The sequence below is a fragment of the Streptomyces sp. Ru73 genome, from assembly GCF_002920575.1.
Lineage (GTDB): Bacteria > Actinomycetota > Actinomycetes > Streptomycetales > Streptomycetaceae > Streptomyces.
In genome coordinates this window covers 41613-60887 of sequence record NZ_PQSQ01000043.1, presented here as the reverse complement: position 1 = coordinate 60887, position 19275 = coordinate 41613, and the positions used below count along the sequence as shown (strand labels likewise).

At 71.9% G+C, this 19275-nt stretch carries 12 protein-coding genes; 10 read left to right on the top strand and 2 right to left on the bottom strand.

Going from position 1 to position 19275, the window contains the following annotated elements; genetic code table 11:
- The 10 genes from C3486_RS19690 to C3486_RS19645 all read left to right on the top strand — a co-directional run.
- Positions 1–3756: HAMP domain-containing protein (locus C3486_RS19690; RefSeq protein WP_103834052.1), on the top strand; the 3756-nt coding region annotated here is incomplete at its 5' end.
- A gap of 253 nt (positions 3757–4009) precedes the next feature.
- Entirely contained in the window at positions 4010–4693 is a 684-nt protein-coding gene (locus C3486_RS19685; protein WP_103834047.1) for a two-component system response regulator, read from the top strand.
- Positions 4694–4885: 192 nt separating this feature from the next.
- Positions 4886–7654 carry a DNA translocase FtsK gene (locus C3486_RS19680; protein ID WP_103834046.1) on the top strand — a complete coding sequence of 923 codons (2769 nt, stop codon included), beginning with the start codon at positions 4886–4888 and terminating at the stop codon, positions 7652–7654.
- Between the two features lie 235 nt (positions 7655–7889).
- Positions 7890–8693, top strand: a complete 804-nt coding sequence (locus C3486_RS19675) for a helix-turn-helix domain-containing protein (protein WP_258052873.1) — start codon at positions 7890–7892, stop codon at positions 8691–8693.
- A gap of 137 nt (positions 8694–8830) precedes the next feature.
- Entirely contained in the window at positions 8831–10327 is a 1497-nt protein-coding gene (gene rimO, locus C3486_RS19670; protein ID WP_103834044.1) for a 30S ribosomal protein S12 methylthiotransferase RimO, read from the top strand.
- The gene (gene pgsA / locus C3486_RS19665; protein WP_103834043.1) at positions 10324–11016 is read left to right on the top strand and encodes a CDP-diacylglycerol--glycerol-3-phosphate 3-phosphatidyltransferase; all 693 of its coding nucleotides are present in this window, start codon (positions 10324–10326) and stop codon (positions 11014–11016) included. Before rimO ends, pgsA begins: the two co-directional genes overlap by 4 nt.
- 119 nt (positions 11017–11135) lie before the next feature.
- Positions 11136–11624, top strand: coding sequence for a CinA family protein (locus C3486_RS19660; protein ID WP_103834051.1), 489 nt, complete (start codon positions 11136–11138; stop codon positions 11622–11624).
- 109 nt (positions 11625–11733) lie between these two features.
- Complete coding sequence (locus tag C3486_RS19655; protein ID WP_030618852.1) at positions 11734–12117, top strand: helix-turn-helix domain-containing protein; 384 nt, start codon at positions 11734–11736, stop codon at positions 12115–12117.
- 195 nt (positions 12118–12312) lie between these two features.
- A complete protein-coding gene (locus C3486_RS19650) occupies positions 12313–12783 on the top strand; it encodes a Dps family protein (RefSeq protein WP_103834042.1) in 471 nt (156 codons plus the stop codon).
- A 216-nt stretch (positions 12784–12999) separates the two neighbouring features.
- A complete protein-coding gene (locus tag C3486_RS19645) occupies positions 13000–13485 on the top strand; it encodes a hypothetical protein (protein WP_103834041.1) in 486 nt (161 codons plus the stop codon).
- Positions 13486–13591: 106 nt separating this feature from the next.
- Here C3486_RS19645 and C3486_RS19640 read toward each other — a convergent pair whose 3' ends face one another.
- Positions 13592–14398, bottom strand: coding sequence for a DNA-formamidopyrimidine glycosylase family protein (locus tag C3486_RS19640; RefSeq protein WP_103834040.1), 807 nt, complete (start codon positions 14396–14398; stop codon positions 13592–13594).
- A gap of 73 nt (positions 14399–14471) precedes the next feature.
- Positions 14472–19184: an ATP-dependent helicase gene (locus tag C3486_RS19635; RefSeq protein ID WP_103834039.1), complete on the bottom strand. Its 4713-nt coding sequence runs from the start codon at positions 19182–19184 to the stop codon at positions 14472–14474.
- Positions 19185–19275 lie beyond the last annotated feature (91 nt).

Here is a 19275-nt window from a genome sequence, read left to right as displayed (position 1 = left end):
AACTCCGTCAACTTCATGGCCGGGAACCTCACGTCCCAGGTGCGGCAGATCGCTCAGGTGACGACGGCGGTCGCCCGGGGTGACCTCTCGCAGAAGATCGACGTGGACGCGCGCGGCGAGATCCTGGAGCTGAAGAACACCATCAACACGATGGTCGACCAGCTCTCGGCCTTCGCGGAGCAGGTGACGAGAGTCGCCCGTGAGGTGGGTACGGACGGCCGGCTGGGCGGTCAGGCGCAGGTGCCGGGCGTCGCCGGCGTGTGGCGCGACCTGACCGACTCGGTGAACGGCATGGCGGGCAACCTCACCGCCCAGGTCCGTAACATCGCGCAGGTCGCGACCGCGGTCGCCCGGGGTGACCTCTCCCAGAAGATCGACGTGGACGCGCGCGGCGAGATCCTGGAGCTGAAGAACACCCTGAACACGATGGTGGACCAGCTGTCCTCCTTCGCCGAGCAGGTGACCCGGGTGGCCCGCGAGGTGGGCACCGAGGGCATCCTCGGCGGCCAGGCCGAGGTCCAGGGGGTGAGCGGTACCTGGAAGGACCTCACCCAGTCCGTGAACTTCATGGCGAACAACCTGACCTCCCAGGTCCGCAACATCGCCGAGGTCACGACCGCGGTGGCACGCGGCGACCTGTCCAAGAAGATCACCGTCGACGCCAAGGGCGAGATCCTCGAACTGGTGACGACCGTGAACACCATGGTCGACCAGCTCTCGTCCTTCGCCGAGCAGGTGACGCGGGTGGCCCGTGAGGTGGGTACGGAGGGCCAGCTGGGCGGCCAGGCCCGGGTGCCGGGGGTCACCGGCATCTGGAAGGACCTCAGCGACAACGTGAACCTGATGGCCAACAACCTGACCATCCAGGTGCGGAACATCTCCCAGGTCTCCGCGGCGGTCGCCAACGGTGACCTGACCAAGAAGGTCACGGTCGAGGCGCGCGGCGAGGTCGCGACGCTGGCCGACACGGTGAACACCATGGTCACGACCCTGTCGTCGTTCGCCGACGAGGTGACGCGGGTCGCCCGTGAGGTGGGCACCGACGGCATCCTGGGCGGCCAGGCGCGGGTGCCGGGCGTCGCGGGCACGTGGAAGGACCTCACGGAGTCGGTGAACTCCATGGCGTCCAACCTGACCGGTCAGGTGCGGAACATCGCGATGGTCACGACGGCCATCGCCAAGGGTGATCTCACCAAGAAGATCGACATCGACGCCCGGGGCGAGATCCTGGAGCTCAAGACCACCATCAACACGATGGTCGACCAGCTGTCCTCCTTCGCCGAGCAGGTCACCCGGGTGGCCCGTGAGGTGGGTACGGAAGGCCAGCTGGGCGGTCAGGCGCAGGTGCGCGGCGTGGCCGGCACCTGGAAGGACCTGACCGAGTCGGTGAACGAGATGGCGGGGAACCTCACCCGCCAGGTGCGCGCGATCGCCGCCGTCGCCGCCGCGGTGACCCTCGGCGACCACAACGTCCGCATCGACGTGGACGCGGCCGGCGAGATCCTGGAGCTCCAGGACAACGTCAACACGATGATCGCCACGCTCCGCGAGACCACCCTCGCCAACGAGGAGCAGGACTGGCTGAAGGGCAACCTCGCCCGGATCTCCGGTCTGATGCAGGGCCGCCGCGACCTCAAGGACGTGGCCAAGCTGATCATGAGCGAGCTGTCGCCCGCGGTCTCCGCGCAGCACGGCGCGTTCTTCCTCGCCACCCCCGCCGACGACAACCAGGAGATCGGCGCGGACGGCGGCGAGGCGGGCGAGTACGAACTCCGGCTGATGGGTTCGTACGGCTACTCGATGGGCGCGATGCCCTCCACCTTCCGGCCCGGTGAGACGCTCATCGGCACGGCGGCGGAGGAGAAGCGCACCATCCTGGTGGAGAACGTGCCGTCGGGATACCTGAAGATCGCCTCCGGCCTGGGCGAGGCCCCGCCGGCCAACGTGATCGTGCTGCCGGTGCTCTTCGAGGACAAGGTACTGGGCGTCATCGAGCTGGCCTCGTTCCAGCCGTTCACCCAGATCCAGAAGGACTTCCTCAGCCAGATCGCCGAGATGATCGCGACCAGCGTCAACACCATCTCGGTCAACACCAAGACCGAGATCCTGCTGGCGCAGTCCCAGGAGCTGACCGAGCAGCTCAGGGAGCGCTCGGCGGAGCTGGAGAGCCGGCAGCGCGCGCTGGAGCTGTCCAACTCCGAGCTGGAGGAGAAGGCCGAGCAGCTGCGCAAGCAGAACCGCGACATCGAGGTGAAGAACACCGAGATCGAGGAGGCGCGGCAGGTCCTGGAGGAGCGCGCCGAGCAGCTCGCGGTCTCGATGCGCTACAAGAGCGAGTTCCTCGCGAACATGTCGCACGAGCTGCGTACGCCGCTCAACTCCCTGCTCATCCTTGCCAAGTTGCTGGCGGACAACGCCGAGGGGAACCTCTCCCCGAAGCAGGTGGAGTTCGCCGAGACGATCCACGGCGCCGGCTCGGACCTGCTCCAGCTGATCAACGACATCCTGGACCTGTCGAAGGTCGAGGCGGGCAAGATGGACGTCAGCCCGACCCGGATCGCGCTGGTGCAGCTGGTGGACTACGTCGAGGCCACGTTCCGGCCGCTGACCGCGGAGAAGGGCCTGGACTTCTCCGTACGGGTCTCCCCGGAGCTGCCCGCGACGCTGCACACCGACGAGCAGCGCCTCCTCCAGGTGCTGCGCAACCTCCTGTCGAACGCGGTGAAGTTCACCGACTCCGGCGCCGTGGAGCTGGTCATCAGGCCGGCCGGCTCGGACGTCCCGGTGGCGATCCGCGAGCAGCTGCTGGAGCACGGCGCGCTGCGTGACGCGGATGCCGACATGATCGCCTTCTCGGTGACCGACACGGGCATCGGCATCGCGTCCAGCAAGATGCGGGTGATCTTCGAGGCGTTCAAGCAGGCGGACGGCACGACCAGCCGGAAGTACGGCGGTACCGGCCTCGGCCTGTCCATCAGTCGGGAGATCGCGCGGCTGCTCGGCGGTGAGATCCACGCCGCCAGTGAGCCGGGCCGCGGCTCGACCTTCACCCTGTACCTGCCGTACAACCCGGGCGGGCTGCCGCCGCAGGGGTACCCGCAGCTGGTCGCGGGCGGCTTCGCGATGGACGCCGAGGCGCACGACGCGGAGATCGCCGAGCAGGAGGCGGCGGACAACGCGCGTGCGGAGGCCGAGCAGGCCACCCCGGACGAGGCGGTCTCCGGCCTCAACAGGCGCCGCAGGCGCGGGCTTTCGGCGGCGCCGCAGCGCACGGCCCTGCCCGGCCAGCCGACGACGGCACAGCCGGCGCAGACGGCGGACGAGCCGTGGCTGGGCAACGGACAGGACCTGGTGGCGCCGGCCGGCGAGGACGACGGCTTCCACGGCGAGAAGGTGCTGATCGTCGACGACGACATCCGCAACGTCTTCGCGCTGACCAGCGTCCTGGAGCAGCACGGCCTGTCGGTGCTCTACGCCGAGAACGGCCGCGAGGGAATCGAGGTGCTGGAACAGCACGATGATGTGACAGTGGTGCTGATGGACATCATGATGCCGGAGATGGACGGCTACGCCACGACCGCGGCGATCCGCCGGATGCCGCAGTTCGCGGGGCTGCCGATCATCGCGCTGACCGCGAAGGCCATGAAGGGTGACCGCGAGAAGAGCATCGAGTCCGGGGCTTCGGACTACGTGACGAAGCCGGTGGACACCGACCATCTGCTCGCGGTCATGCGGCAATGGATGCGCGCGGAGTGACGGGACGCGTACGGAGAGACCGGACCTCCGCCCATATGCTGACTCAGTGTGGTCGCGCACGTGTGGGAGCACGGTATTCGGGGAACCTTCTGGTCTCCTGCTGCGTTCCTGCTACGTGCACGGTGACATAGCAGTGACAGGGTGTGGCGACAGGCGGGGTGCGGCTACCATGACCGGCACAAGTACGGGCGGCATGACGGAGCCGTCCCCTGGGGCGGCGTCCGGTGGAGTGCCGGGGCGAGGAGGACGGGCCATGGTGCAGAAGGCCAAGATCCTCCTGGTCGATGACCGGCCGGAGAATCTGCTGGCGCTGGAGGCGATCCTCTCCGCGCTCGATCAGACGCTGGTGCGGGCATCGTCCGGGGAGGAAGCGCTCAAGGCGCTGCTCACCGACGATTTCGCGGTGATTCTGCTCGACGTGCAGATGCCGGGAATGGACGGGTTCGAGACGGCGGCGCACATCAAGCGCCGCGAGCGGACCCGGGACATCCCGATCATCTTCCTCACGGCGATCAACCACGGCCCGCACCACACCTTCCGCGGATACGCGGCCGGCGCGGTCGACTACATCTCGAAGCCGTTCGACCCGTGGGTGCTGCGCGCCAAGGTCTCGGTCTTCGTCGAGCTGTACATGAAGAACTGCAAGCTGCGCGAGCAGGCGTCGCTGCTGCGGCTCCAGCTCGAGGGCGGCCAGCCGGCCGGCGGCGAGGACGCCAAGGAGGCCGCGGGGCTGCTCGCGGAGCTCTCCGCGCGGCTGGCGGCGGTCGAGGAGCAGGCCGAGGCGCTGTCCAAGCAGCTGGACGAGTCGGCGGACGCGGCCGCCGTGGCGACGGCCGCACACCTGGAGCGGAAGCTGACCGGGCTGCGCCGCGCGCTGGACGCGCTGGAGCCGGGCGCGGGCAACAGCGACACGCCGTCCGTGCCGTCGCAGAACTGACGGCGCCGCACCGGCCGCACGGCGCGGACGCCGCGCCGGGCCCCGGCTGACCCGGTGGCAGTTCCCCGCGCTGCGCCGCTCGTTGGGCCGGGGGCCGGGCCAACCGCCCATATGGCGCGTTGGTTACGACACGAACGGGTGAAGGCCCGAGCACCCGTGTCACCCCGGGGTGACGCCTGTAACCTCGTCACCATGGCCTCACGTACGTCCGGCAAGGGTTCCCAGAGCACGGCGGGCCCCTCGAAGCAGCGCGCCGGGCGCCCCGGGGGCGCCGCCAAGAAGACCGCGGCGAAGCCGCCCGCCGCCAAGAAGGCGGCGCCGAAGAAGGCACCGCCCAAGAAGGCGGCGGCAGCCCGGAAGGCGCCGGCGAAGAAGGCGGCGGCGAAGAAGCCGGCCCCCTCACCCACCGGGGGTGTCTACCGCGCGGTGCGCGCCCTCTGGCTGGGCCTCGCGCACGGCGTCGGCTGGTTCTTCCGGAGCATGGGGCGCAGCGCGAAGAACCTCGACCCCGCGCACCGCAAGGACGGCCTCGCGCTCGCCCTCCTCGGCCTCGGCCTGGTGATCGCGGCGGGCACCTGGGCCAACCTCAACGGCCCGGTCGGCGACATCGTCGAGATGCTGGTCACCGGCGCGTTCGGCCGGCTCGACCTGCTCGTCCCGATACTGGTGGGCGGCATCGCCGCCCGCGTCTTCTTCCGCCCGGAGCAGCCGGAGGCCAACGGCCGGATCGTCATCGGACTCTCGGCCCTGGTCATCGGCGTGCTCGGGCAGGTCGCCATCGCCTGCGGCTCCCCGGACCAGAAGGACGTCGCGGGGGTGCGGGACGCCGGCGGCTACCTCGGCTGGGCCGCCAGCAAACCGCTGCTCTTCATGGTCGGCCAGACCCTGTCGGTGGCCCTGCTGGTGCTGCTGACCATCTTCGGCCTGCTGGTGGTCACGGCGACCCCGGTCACGGCCATTCCGCGGCGCTTCAAGGCCCTCGGCGTCCGGCTGGGCCTGCTGGAGACGTACGAGCCGGACGCCGACGCCTTCGCCGACGAGCCGCTGGAGCAGCCGGCCCGCAAGCCTCGCCGGGCCCGCGCAGCGGACCTGGAGGCCTCTCCCGAGGCCGCGGAGGAGGCGGCGCTCGCCAAGCGCCGCAAGCGCCGGACCGCGCCGGAGCCGGCCGCGGAGCCGGAGCACGCCCGCTCCCAGGACGCGGTGGACGTGGCCGCCGGGTACGCGGCGAACCTGGACGGCGCCGTCCTGCACGGCATCCAGCCCTCGCCGCTGGTGGCCGATCTCAGCAGCGGCATCAAGCCCGACCGGGGCGAGCAGGACGACAGCGGCGCGACGAAGAGCCTGCGGGGCTCCGTGCCGCCCGCGCGCGACGCCGGGCCGGAACCGGCCGGTGAGCCCTCCTCGCCGAGCGTCCCGGACTTCACCAAGAAGGCCCCGGAGCCCGTCGACGACCTGCCGCCGCGCGCCGAGCAGCTCCAGCTCGCAGGGGACATCACGTATGCGCTGCCCTCGCTGGACCTGTTGGAGCGCGGCGGGCCGGGCAAGACCCGCAGCGCGGCCAACGACGCGGTGGTGCAGTCGCTGTCGACGGTGTTCCAGGAGTTCAAGGTGGACGCCGCGGTCACCGGCTTCACCCGCGGCCCGACGGTCACCCGGTACGAGGTCGAGCTCGGCCCCGGCGTGAAGGTCGAGAAGATCACCGCGCTGGCGAAGAACATCGCGTACGCGGTGGCCAGCCCGGACGTGCGGATCATCAACCCGATCCCGGGCAAGTCCGCGGTCGGCATCGAGATCCCGAACAGCGACCGCGAGATGGTCAACCTCGGCGACGTGCTGCGCTCGGCCGAGGCGGTGGGCGACGACCACCCGATGGTGGTCGGGCTCGGCAAGGACGTCGAGGGCGGCTACGTCTCGGCGAACCTCGCGAAGATGCCGCACGTCCTCGTCGCGGGCGCCACCGGCTCCGGCAAGTCCTCCTGCATCAACTGCCTGATCACCTCGATCATGGCCAGGGCCACGCCGGAGGACGTACGGATGGTGCTGATCGACCCCAAGCGGGTCGAGCTGACCGCGTACGAGGGCATCCCGCACCTGATCACGCCGATCATCACCAACCCCAAGCGGGCCGCCGAGGCGCTGCAGTGGGTGGTGCGCGAGATGGACCTGCGCTACGACGACCTCGCGGCGTACGGGTACCGGCACATCGACGACTTCAACGAGGCCGTGCGGAGCGGCAAGGCCACGGCCCCCGAGGGCAGCGAGCGCGAGCTGTCGCCGTATCCGTACCTGCTGGTGATCGTGGACGAGCTGGCGGACCTGATGATGGTCGCGCCGCGGGACGTGGAGGACTCCATCGTCCGCATCACCCAGCTGGCGCGTGCCGCCGGCATCCACCTGGTGCTGGCGACGCAGCGCCCGTCGGTCGACGTGGTGACGGGCCTGATCAAGGCGAACGTGCCCTCGCGGCTCGCGTTCGCGACGTCCTCGCTGGCCGACAGCCGGGTCATCCTGGACCAGCCGGGTGCGGAGAAGCTCATCGGAAAGGGTGACAGCCTGTTCCTGCCGATGGGGGCGAGCAAGCCGACCCGTATGCAGGGCGCCTTCGTGCAGGAGGCGGAGGTCGCGGCGGTGGTCCGGCACTGCAAGGAGCAGATGGCTCCGGTCTTCCGCGACGACGTCACGGTGGGGCAGAGCAAGAAGAAGGAGATCGACGAGGACATCGGCGACGACCTGGACCTGCTGTGCCAGGCCGCTGAGCTGGTCGTTTCCACTCAGTTCGGGTCCACGTCGATGCTGCAGCGCAAGCTGCGGGTGGGGTTCGCGAAGGCCGGGCGGCTGATGGACCTGATGGAGTCGAGGGACATCGTGGGGCCCAGCGAGGGTTCCAAGGCGCGGGATGTTCTGGTGAAACCGGATGATTTGGAAGGAGTGCTCGCCGTCATTCGGGGGGAGGCTCACTGACAAGTCACTCGAAAGAGCTGACTCGTCACCGGAAAGAGATCGGAAGCAACCGTTTCTTCTGCCGATACGTCAAGTTGAAGGAAGAGACGGAGCGATGCGCGTCCGTCGGTCCCTCGATGCGTACCGAGGGGGCTACCGATGGCGTACAAAGTCCGCCCCTCCGCTTGCCCGACCCTTTCGGTACACCCCTAGACTGAACATCCAGCAGGTGGCTACACGCTCGAAAGGCGCCCCCGTGTCCATCGGCAACTCCCCTGAAGACGACCGGCCTTCCGTCGGTCGCATCCTCCAGCAGGCCCGCGTCGACGCCGGACTGACCGTCGACGAGATCAGTACGACCACGCGGGTGCGCATCCCCATCGTGCACGCGATCGAGCAGGAAGACTTCTCGCGTTGCGGCGGGGACGTGTACGCCCGTGGCCATATTCGAACACTCGCACGTGCGGTGGGGCTGGATCCGGCCCCCCTGATCGCCCAGTACGACGCCGAGCACGGCGGCCGGCCCGCGCCCACGCCGGCGGCGCCGCTCTTCGAGGCGGAGCGCATCCGCCCCGAGCGCCGCCGTCCGAACTGGACGGCCGCGATGGTCGCCGCCATCGTCGCCGTGGTCGGTTTCGTCGGATTCACGCTGTTCAGCGACGGTGGCAGGGGCCAGGAAGCCTCCGTCGCCGACGGCAACGTCGGCGAGAGTCCCACGGTGAAGCCGTCCCCGACCAAGACCAAGCCCGCCGAGCCCAAGCCCGACCCCTCCGACAGCGCCATCGCCGGGCTGCCGAAGGACAAGGTGACCATCAAGATCACCGCACGGGACGGGCAGAGCTGGGTCTCCGCCAAGAACGCCAACGGCAAGCTCCTGGAGGACGGCCTGCTCCGCAAGGGCCAGTCCAAGACCATCACCGACAAGAAGCGGATCGATCTCGTCGTCGGCAACGCCGGAGCCGTACAGCTGTACGTCAACGGCAAGGAGGTCAAGGAGATCGGCGACAAGGGCTCCGTGGAGCGCCTGAGCTACACCCCGGGTGATCCTCAGGAGGGCTGACCGCGCGCCTGCCGCCTGCCGGGGAACCGCCCGCCGCCTCTTCCGGGAGGCGGCGGGCGGCCGCGTATACGGGGCGCGGGGCCGTGCGGGAACCCTGCCAGCCATGGGGACGTCCGGGACGAAGTAGGCTGAGCCCCATGCCCGAACGCCGTACCGTCGCCCTTGTCACCCTTGGCTGCGCCCGTAACGAGGTGGACTCGGAGGAGCTCGCAGGCCGCCTGGCAGCGGACGGCTGGGAGCTCGTCGAGGAAGCCGCCGATGCCGATGTCGCCGTCGTCAACACCTGTGGTTTCGTCGAGGCCGCCAAGAAGGACTCCGTCGATGCCCTGCTGGAAGCCAACGATCTGAAGGACCACGGCCGCACCCAGGCCGTCGTCGCCGTGGGCTGCATGGCCGAGCGCTACGGCAAGGAGCTGGCCGAGGCGCTCCCCGAGGCCGACGGCGTGCTCGGCTTCGACGACTACACCGACATCTCAGGCCGCCTCCAGACCATCCTGAGCGGCGGCAACGTCGAGGCCCACGCCCCCCGTGACCGGCGCAAGCTGCTGCCGATCAGCCCGGCCGAGCGGCAGGGCGCCGACGTCGCGCTGCCCGGCCACGGTGACGCGCTGGCCTCGGCCCCCGAGGACCTGCCCGAGGGCGTCGCGCCCGCCTCCGGACCGCGCGCCCCGCTCCGCCGCCGCCTGGGCAGCAGCCCGGTGGCCTCGGTGAAGCTCGCCTCGGGCTGCGACCGCCGCTGCTCCTTCTGCGCCATCCCGTCCTTCCGCGGCTCCTTCGTCTCCCGCCGTCCCTCGGACGTGCTGGGGGAGACCCGCTGGCTGGCCGAGCAGGGCGTGAAGGAGATCATGCTGGTCTCCGAGAACAACACCTCTTATGGCAAGGACCTCGGTGACATCCGCCTGCTGGAGACGCTGCTGCCGGAGCTGGCCGCGGTGGACGGCATCGAGCGCGTCCGGGTCAGCTACCTCCAGCCGGCCGAGCTGCGCCCCGGCCTGATCGACGTGCTGACCGGCACGGAGAAGGTCGCGCCGTACTTCGACCTGTCCTTCCAGCACTCGGCCCCCGGTGTGCTGCGCGCCATGCGCCGCTTCGGGGACACCGACCGCTTCCTGGACCTGCTGGCGCAGATCCGTACGAAGGCGCCGCAGGCCGGTGCCCGCTCCAACTTCATCGTCGGCTTCCCCGGCGAGACCGAGGAGGACTTCGCCGAGCTGGAACGCTTCATCAGCGAGGCGAGACTCGACGCCATCGGCGTCTTCGGCTACTCCGACGAGGACGGCACCGAGGCGGCCGGTTACGAGAACAAGCTCGACCCCGACCTGGTGGCAGAGCGCCTGGCGCACCTGTCCCGGCTGGCCGAGGAGCTGACCGCGCAGCGTGCCGAGGAGCGGCTGGGCGAGACCGTGACCGTGCTGGTCGACCGGGTCGACGACGAGGACGGCGTGGTCGGCCGCGCGGCGCACCAGGCGCCCGAGACCGACGGCGTCACCCTGCTCACGAGCGGCACGGACCTGGCGCCGGGTCGTATGGTCGAAGCAAAGGTGGTGGCCACCGAGGGCGTGGACCTCGTGGCGGAGCCACTGCCGCTCGGCGCCGAGCACGGCGCCGGGTGTCCCGAGGAGGCGGCCAGATGACCGGAGTCCCGGCTTCCGCCGCCGGCGCTTCCGCTGCTGGCGGAGCCGGCCGGCCGAAGACCGTCCGGCGGCAGGCCGGGCTGTGGAACATCGCCAACATCCTCACGATGCTGCGGCTGGTCCTCGTCCCGGCCTTCGTGCTGCTGATGATGCACGACGGCGGCTACGACCCCGCCTGGCGCTCCTTCGCCTGGGCCGCGTTCGCCGTCGCCATGATCACCGATCTCTTCGACGGGCACCTGGCGCGCGCGTACGACCTGGTCACGGACTTCGGGAAGATCGCCGACCCGATCGCGGACAAGGCGATCATGGGTGCCGCGCTGATCTGCCTGTCGGTCCTCGGCGACCTGCCCTGGTGGGTCACCGCGGTGATCCTCTTCCGGGAGCTCGGCATCACGGTGATGCGCTTCTGGGTGATCCGGCACGGCGTCATCCCGGCCAGCCGCGGCGGCAAGCTGAAGACGCTGGCCCAGGGGGTCGGCGTCGGCATGTACGTCCTCGTGCTGACCGGCCCGCTGGCCACCCTGCGCTGGTGGGTGATGGCGGTGGCCGTGGCGCTGACCGTCCTCACGGGACTGGACTACGTGAAGCAGGCCGTGGTGCTGCGCCGGGCCGGGCTGGCCAAGTCGCGCGAGGCGCTCCGCGAGCGGTCCGCCGGGACGGTTTCCGGGGAGGGGCCGGCACGGTGAACGGCGGTACGGAGGCGGCGTACGAGCCCCAGGAGGGTGCTGGGACGGGCACTGAGGCCCTCGCGGGCGTTCCCGGGTCTTCCGGCACCTCCGGCGGCCCGGAGAGCGCTGCGCGGGCGCTGGCGGCCCTGGCCGAGCGCGGTCAGACCCTCGCGGTGGCCGAATCGCTGACCGGCGGGCTGGTCGCGGGTGCGCTGACCGCGGTTCCGGGTGCCTCCCGGTGCTTCCGTGGCTCGGTCACGGCGTACGCGACGGAACTGAAGAACCTCGTACTGGGTGTGGACGGCGCACTTCTGGCCACTCGGGGAGCGGTGGACGCCGACGTCGCCCGGCAAATGGCACAGGGCGTGCGACGCGTGCTCGCCGCTGACTGGGGTATTGCCACAACAGGGGTCGCCGGCCCCGACCCCCAGGACGGGCAGCCGGTCGGCACGGTCTACGTCGCGGTCACAGGGCCCGGCGGTGAGGGAAAAGTGCGCCGACTGGCGCTGCACGGCGATCGCGACCGGATCCGTCGGGACAGCGTCACCGCAGCAGTGGATCTGCTGCTGAGCGAACTGACAGGAAATGCGCGGGCAAAGGATACGGAACATCACGGGGGTATCTGATGTTTACAGCCCTGAGTGAACACGACATCGCTCCCGGCACGGCTGACGCCCGAGGCGGTACGGTGGGGCGAGATGGATCCGGATCCGAGGTCCGAGGAGGGAGCCAGCGATGATTCTGCTCCGTCGCCTGCTGGGTGACGTGCTGCGCCGACAGCGTCAGCGTCAAGGCCGCACCCTGCGCGAGGTCTCCTCCTCCGCCCGGGTGTCGCTCGGCTACTTGTCCGAGGTCGAGAGGGGACAGAAGGAGGCTTCCTCCGAACTGCTCTCGGCGATCTGTGACGCGCTGGACGTACGGATGTCCGAGCTGATGCGGGAGGTCAGCGACGAGCTGGCGCTCGCGGAGCTGGCACAGTCGGCGGCCGCGAGCGAGCCGGTGCCGGCGCCGGTGCGGCCCACGTTCAATGCGGTGTCCGTCGCTTCCCTGACGGGCGTCCCCGAAGAGCGCGTGACGATCAAGGCTCCGGCGGAGGCCGTGGATGTCGTAGCGGCCTGACCGTCCGGTTCGATGCATGAAGAGGACCCTGCTGGGCACCCGCCCAGCAGGGTCCTCGTTTTGCCGCAAGGTGACGCGATGATCTGTGTTGCCCCGAACTGCGGCATTTACTGCGGTGAGGCATCGTTTATACGAAGGTCAACCGGCCATACGAAGGTCAGCAGGACCTATCGCTCTGATACAGGGAGTAAATGCATGCCTGTCGTCAACAGCACGCTGTCCGAGAGCGACCGCAAGACGGTCGGCGACGCGCTCCAGGGCGCCCTGGTCGACCTGGTCGACCTGTCCCTCGTCGCCAAGCAGGTGCACTGGAACGTGGTCGGCCCGCGGTTCCGCTCCGTCCATCTGCAGCTCGATGACGTCGTCACCAGCGCCCGCGGCCACGCCGACACGGTCGCCGAGCGTGCCTCCGCGATCGGCGTGAACCCGGACGGCCGCTCCGAGACGGTCGCGAAGACCAGCGGGATCAGCACCGTCGACGCGGGCTGGATCAAGGACAACGACGCGGTGGGCACCCTCGTACGGGCCCTGGGCGCGGTCATCGAGCGGATGCGGGAACGCATCGCCGCCACCGACAAGCCCGACCCGGTCACGCAGGACATCCTCATCGGGCTCACCGCCGACCTGGAGAAGCACCACTGGATGTTCCAGGCCGAGGCGGCCTGAGCCGCACCCCACGGCGGACCGACCGTTTCCGGCGCACGATGCCGGACTCCGACCACGGCCTGAGCGCCGCTGACCGGCTCCGAAGCGGGCCGGGACCGGTCGGAGAACGGTTCGGTCCGACCGCGTGTCGCGCATTGCGGAACGCGCCGTTCGTGCCCCAGTGCGCCCTCCCGCCGGACCTTCATGGCCGACTAGCGTCGAGCGGAGGAGGCAGTCATGGCATGGCGCGGCTTCTTCTCCCGGCTCCCGGTCCGGGGCGTGGGCGCCGCGGCGCCCGGATCACCGGGCCGCGGCACGGTGGGGGCGCCAGGCAGCGGTCCGGTGGGGGCACCGGCTCACGGTCCGGTGGAAACGCTCCGCTCGGCGCCGGGCCGCTGGACCGCCGCGCTGCTCCTCGGCGGGCTGTGGTGGTGGGCCGTGCTGAGACTGCTCTTCTGGCCCGAGGGAGCGGGTGTCGTGGAGGGTGCGATGGTGGCGGGCGGCTGGGGTCTGAGCCTGCTGCCGGTGCACTGCGTACCGCGCCAGGCGCGCCGCGGTGGCGGGCGAGCCGGCGTGATCGGCTGGCGCCGCCGCGGCGGCTGCGCGGGCCGGCCGTACGGCCCCGCTCTCCCGGACCGGATCACCGACGGCTTCACCAAGGCGTACACAAAGGCGCACACGAAGGCACGGCGCTACCGGCGGGACGGCCCTGGCCGGCTCTGACGCGGCCTTTCATTTCGTTCGTGTCGCCGTCACGTCGCTGCCATGCCGGTCGACGCGCGCTCCTGGCCGGGTTCTGACGCCGTTCGGCCGTCTCGCCGTTTCGCCGTCACGCCTCTGCCGTGCCGGGCGGGGCCGGCTGGCAGGTGGGGCACCAGTAGGTGACGCGGGCCTGCGGTGAGGGGCCCTGGTCGGCGACTCGGATGGGGGTGCCGCAGCGCAGGCAGGGGCGGTCGGCGCGGGCGTAGACCCACAGGCGGCGGTCGGGGCGCGCGCTGGGCGTCGTCGTACGGGCGACCCGCCGCTTGTTCGCCTCCAGCAGCTTTTTCGCGAGAGTGACCGCCCGCTCCGGGCGCGGCAGAGCACCCACCGGCAGCCAGGGCGAGGCGCGCAGCAGGAAGCACAGCTCGCACTTGAAGACGTTGCCGATGCCGGCCAGATTGCGCTGGTCCAGCAGCGCCTCCCCGAGCGCTCGGTCCGGATCGGCCAGCAGCCGGCGCAGCGCCTCGTCCGCGTCCCAGTCGGGGCCGAGGAGGTCCGGGCCCAGGTGGCCGACGGCGCTGTCCTCGTCGGCGGTCCTGAGCAGTTCCAGTACGGGCAGGCGGTAGCCCACGGCGGTGCGCTCCGCCGTGGCCAGCACCGCGCGGATCTGGTGGTCGGGGCCGCCGCGCCAGCGCTCGCCCGCCGCGTACACCCGCCAGGCACCGTCCATCCGCAGGTGCGAGTGGAGCGTGAAGCCGCCCTCGATGCGGGTCAGCAGGTGCTTGCCGCGTGGCACCACCTCCAGTACCGCACGCCCGGCGAGGTCCGTCGTGGCCAGCTTCGGCACGCGCAGGTCCGTACGGGTCAGCAGCCGCCCGGCCAGTGCCTCGTGCAGCTCGGCGGCGGCCCGCCAGACGGTGTCACCTTCGGGCATGGCCCCATCATGCCGTGCGCGGCGCGCGGGCGGGGCGCGAGGCCGGCCACGCCGGGCGCCCGGAGGCCGGTACTCACATCCGCAGTCGCAGCCCCCTCGGTGTCGCGTGGAAGCCCGCGCTCTCCAGCTCGGCGGCGAGCGGCGAGGTGAGCGCCGACGAGCCGTTGATCCGCTCGACGGTGAGCGCGCCCACGTGGCCGTTCCGCACGGCCGCCGCCAGTGCCTCCAGGGCGAGCGTCACCCGGGTGCCGCCGCCCTCCTCCCCGGCCTGCCAGGCCAGCAGCGTCTTGCCGCCCCGCTCCAGGTACAGCGCCAGCTCGCCGTCGACCACGACGACCAGCGACCCCGCCTTGCGGCCCGGCTTGTGCGACGAGCCCTCCGGTGGCTCGGGCCAGGGCAGCGCCGCGCCGTACGCGTTGGCCGGGTCCGCCGCCGCCAGCACGACGGCCCGCGGAGTACCGCCGCCGCGCGCAGGGCCGGCCGGCTGCCAGGAGCCGCCCTGCGCGGTCTCCTCGGCCGTACGGTCCCGGCTCGTGCTGACCGCGCGCAGCCGGTCCACCGCGCCGTCCATCGCGAACTGCGCCGCGCCCAGCCCCTCGACCACGTACCCACGGCGGGCCTGGCCGGTCTCCTCGAAGGCGGACAGCACCCGGTACGCCGCGGAGAAGCCGCCCTCGACCCCCTCGGCGGCCACCGCGCCACGGGTGACGATGCCGTGCCGGTCCAGGAGGGTGTGGGCCAGTGCGTGCGCCCGGTGGGTGGGGTCCGGCTCCGGGGCCGGCAGCAGCGACCAGCGCCCGCCGACCGTGGGCGGCCCCGACCGGGATGCGGTGGGCCGGCCGGACCGTCCGGTGGCGGCGGTGAGGCTGCCGTACCGGCCGCGCGGGGTGGCCCGGCGGGCGCGGTGCGCGGTGGCGCCCGCCGTACGGCCCGAGCCGAGGAGCGCGCGCAGCGGCGCGAGGGTGTCATTGGTCAGCCGCCCGGACCAGGCCAGGTCCCAGACGGCGTCGGCCAGCTGCGGGTCGGTGACCTCGGGGTGCGTGGTGGCCCGCACCTCCCGCACCTGGTCGGCGATCTGCCGGAAGAACAGGCCGTACCCGGGGGCCAGCGCGTCCAGCACCGACTGGTGCAGCGGCGTCACCTCGAAGGGGTGCGGCTGCGGAAGGAGGAGCGGCGCGGTGTCGGCCGGGTACAGCGCGATCCAGCCGTCCTTGCCGGGCAGCGCGCCCGCGCCCGCCCACAGCACCTCGCCCGAGGAGGTCAGCTCGTCCAGCAGGGCGGGGGAGTAGCCCGCCACCCGGGACGGCAGGACCAGCCGCTCCAGCGCGGAGGCGGGGACCGGCGCGCCCTGCAGCTGCTCCACGGCCCGCATGAGGCCGTCGATGCCGCGCAGCCCCTGGCCGCCGACGCTCTGCCACTGCGGCAGGAAGGCGGCCAGCGCGGGCGGCGGCACCGGCTCCAGCTCGTGCCGCAGCGCGGCCAGCGACCGCCGCCGCAGCCGCCGCAGCACCTGCGCGTCGCACCACTCCTGGTGCACCCCGGACGGCGCGAACTCGCCCTGGACGACCCGGCCGGCCCCGGCGAGGCGGTGCAGCGCCCCGTCGGTGACGGCCGTGCCGAGGCCGAAGCGGGCCGCCGCCTGCTCGGAGGTGAAGGGGCCGTGGGTGCGCGCATACCGGGACAGCAGGTCGCCCAGCGGGTCCTTGACCGGCTCGGTGAAGGACTCGGGCACCCCCACGGGCAGCGCCGTGCCCAGCGCGTCACGCAGCCGCCCGGCGTCCTCGACCGCGGCCCAGTGGTCGGCGCCCGCGATGCGTACCCGGATGGTGCGCCGGGCACCCGCCAGCTCCGCCGCCCAGGCGGGGTCGGCGCCGCGCTCGGTCAGCTCCGCGTCGGTCAGCGGGCCGAGCAGGCGCAGCAGGTCGGCGACGCCCTCGGCGTCCTTGACCTTGCGGTCGTCGGTCAGCCACTGCAGCTCGCGCTCCAGGTCGGCCAGCACCTCCGGGTCCAGCAGCTCCCGCAGGTCGGCCTGGCCCAGCAGCTCGGCCAGCAGCCGCGAGTCCAGGGACAGCGCGGCGGCCCGGCGCTCGGCGAGCGGCGAGTCGCCCTCGTACAGGAACTGCGCCACGTACCCGAAGAGCAGCGAGCGGGCGAACGGCGACGGCTCCTGGGTGGTCACCTCGACCAGCCGGACCCGGCGCGCCTCGATGTCCCCCATCAGCTCCGCCAGGCCGGGGACGTCGAACACGTCCTGCAGGCACTCGCGGATCGCCTCCAGGACGATCGGGAAGGACCCGAACTCGCTCGCCACCTGGAGGAGCTGCGCGGCCCGCTGGCGCTGCTGCCACAGGGGCGTGCGCTTGCCCGGATTGCGGCGGGGCAGCAGCAGGGCGCGCGCCGCGCACTCCCGGAAGCGGGAGGCGAACAGCGCCGAGCCGCCCACCTGGTCGGTCACCACCTGGTCGACCTCGCCCTTGTCGAAGACGACGTCGGCGGCGCCCACCGGCGACTGGTCGGGATCGAACTCGGCGCCCGCCGCGTCCGGGTCGGTGTCCAGCAGGTCCAGGCCCATCAGGTCGGCGTCCGGCAGCCGCAGCACGATGCCGTCGTCGGCGTGCATGACCTGTGCGTCCATGCCGTACCGCTCGGTGAGCCGGGCACCCAGCGCCAGCGCCCACGGGGCGTGCACCTGGGCGCCGAACGGCGAGTGCACCACCACCCGCCAGTCGCCCAGCTCGTCCCGGAAGCGCTCGACGACGATCGTGTGGTCGTCGGGGACGTGGCCGCAGATCTCCCGCTGCTCGGCGAGGTAACTCAGGACGTTGCCCGCCGCCCAGTCGTCCAGCCCGGCGGCAGAGAGCCGGGCCCTGGCCGCCTCGGGCTCCAGCGCGCCGATCTCCCGGAGGAACGCGCCGAGCGCCCGGCCCAGTTCGAGCGGGCGGCCCAGCTGGTCGCCCTTCCAGAAGGGCAGCCGGCCCGGCACCCCGGGAGCGGGCGAGACCAGCACCCGGTCCCGGGTGATGTCCTCGATGCGCCAGGAGGTCGTGCCGAGCGTGAAGACGTCGCCGACCCGCGACTCGTACACCATCTCCTCGTCCAGCTCGCCGACGCGGCCGCCGCCCTTCTTGGGGTCGGCACCGGCCAGGAACACCCCGAAGAGGCCGCGGTCGGGGATCGTGCCGCCCGAGGTGACGGCCAGCCGCTGGGCGCCGGGCCGCCCCGTGACGGTGTTCGCCACCCGGTCCCACACGATGCGCGGCCGCAGCTCCGCGAACGCGTCCGAGGGATACCGCCCGGCCAGCATGTCCAGCACGCCGGTGTACGCCGACTCCGGGAGCCCCGCGAACGGCGCGGCCCGCCGCACCACCGCCAGCAGCTCCTCGACGTCCCAGGCGTCCATCGAGACCATCGCGACCAGCTGCTGCGCCAGCACGTCCAGCGGATTGGCCGGGACGCGCAGCGCCTCGATGGCGCCCTCGCGCATCCGCTCCGTGACTACCGCGGCCTGCACCAGATCGCCGCGGTACTTCGGGAAGACCACGCCCGTGGACACCGCGCCCACCTGGTGGCCGGCGCGGCCCACCCGCTGCAGTCCGGAGGCGACCGACGGCGGCGACTCCACCTGCACCACCAGGTCCACCGCGCCCATGTCGATGCCCAGCTCCAGGCTGGACGTGGCCACCACGGCCGGCAGCCGGCCCGCCTTCAAATCCTCCTCGACCTGCGCGCGCTGCTCCTTGGACACCGAGCCGTGGTGCGCCCTGGCCAGCAGCGCCGGTGCCCCCTTGGCGCCGCCGGACTGCGCCATCAGATCGGCGGGGGAGTGGTCCTCGGGCAGCGGCTCACCCGTGGCACGCTCGTACGCGATCTCGTTCAGCCGGTTGCACAGCCGCTCCGCGAGACGCCGGGAGTTCGCGAAGACGATCGTGGAGCGGTGCGCCTGCACGAGGTCGGCGATGCGCTCCTCGACGTGCGGCCAGATGGACGGCTTGTCGCCGCCCGAGTCCCCGTCGGGACCGGTCTCCTTCACCGGCGAGCCGCCCAGCTCTCCCAGGTCCTCGACCGGCACCACGACCGAGAGGTCGAACTCCTTGCCCGAGGCGGGCTGCACGATCTCCACCCGGCGGCGCGGCGACAGGAAGCGCGCGACCTCCTCCACGGGCCGGACCGTCGCCGACAGGCCGATGCGGCGGGCCGGGCGGGGCAGCAGCTCGTCCAGGCGCTCCAGGGACAGCGCCAGGTGCGCGCCGCGCTTGGTGCCCGCGACGGCGTGCACCTCGTCCAGGATCACCGTCTCCACGCCCTCCAGCGCCTCCCGGGCATTGGAGGTCAGCATCAGGAACAGCGATTCGGGCGTGGTGATCAGGATGTCCGGCGGGCGGTTGGCGATCGAGCGGCGCTCGGCGGCGGGGGTGTCGCCGGAGCGGATGCCCACCCGGATGTCCGGCTCCGGCAGCCCGAGCCGGACGGACTCCTGGCGGATACCGGTGAGCGGGGAGCGCAGATTGCGCTCGACGTCGACCGCAAGGGCCTTCAGCGGCGAGACGTACAGCACCCGGCAGCGCTTCTTGGGCTCCGCGGGCGGCGGCGTGCTCGCGAGGGAGTCCAGCGAGGCGAGGAAGGCGGCGAGGGTCTTTCCGGAGCCGGTCGGCGCGACGACCAGGACGTCGGAGCCCTCGCCGATGGCCCGCCAGGCGCCGTCCTGGGCGGCGGTGGGCGCGTGGAAGGCCCCCGTGAACCAGCCTCTGGTCGCGGGGGAGAACGAATCGAGCGCGGTCCTCGCCATGACCCCATCGTGCCTCGGACCACTGACAACGGGCCGACGGCGACCGATCCGGACCGTGGACGCGCAGGTCAGCGGCGGCGCGCCGGACGCA

Excerpts from the sequence above, each read along its gene's own strand:
- C3486_RS19640 (WP_103834040.1), bottom strand. The coding sequence starts at position 14,398 with ATGCCCGAAGGTGACACCGTCTGGCGGGCCGCCGCCGAGCTGCACGAG.
- C3486_RS19655 (WP_030618852.1), top strand. The coding sequence starts at position 11,734 with ATGATTCTGCTCCGTCGCCTGCTGGGTGACGTGCTGCGCCGACAGCGT.
- C3486_RS19650 (WP_103834042.1), top strand. The coding sequence starts at position 12,313 with ATGCCTGTCGTCAACAGCACGCTGTCCGAGAGCGACCGCAAGACGGTC.
- C3486_RS19680 (WP_103834046.1), top strand. The coding sequence starts at position 4,886 with ATGGCCTCACGTACGTCCGGCAAGGGTTCCCAGAGCACGGCGGGCCCC.
- rimO (WP_103834044.1), top strand. The coding sequence starts at position 8,831 with ATGCCCGAACGCCGTACCGTCGCCCTTGTCACCCTTGGCTGCGCCCGT.
- C3486_RS19635 (WP_103834039.1), bottom strand. The coding sequence starts at position 19,184 with ATGGCGAGGACCGCGCTCGATTCGTTCTCCCCCGCGACCAGAGGCTGG.
- C3486_RS19685 (WP_103834047.1), top strand. The coding sequence starts at position 4,010 with ATGGTGCAGAAGGCCAAGATCCTCCTGGTCGATGACCGGCCGGAGAAT.
- pgsA (WP_103834043.1), top strand. The coding sequence starts at position 10,324 with ATGACCGGAGTCCCGGCTTCCGCCGCCGGCGCTTCCGCTGCTGGCGGA.
- C3486_RS19645 (WP_103834041.1), top strand. The coding sequence starts at position 13,000 with ATGGCATGGCGCGGCTTCTTCTCCCGGCTCCCGGTCCGGGGCGTGGGC.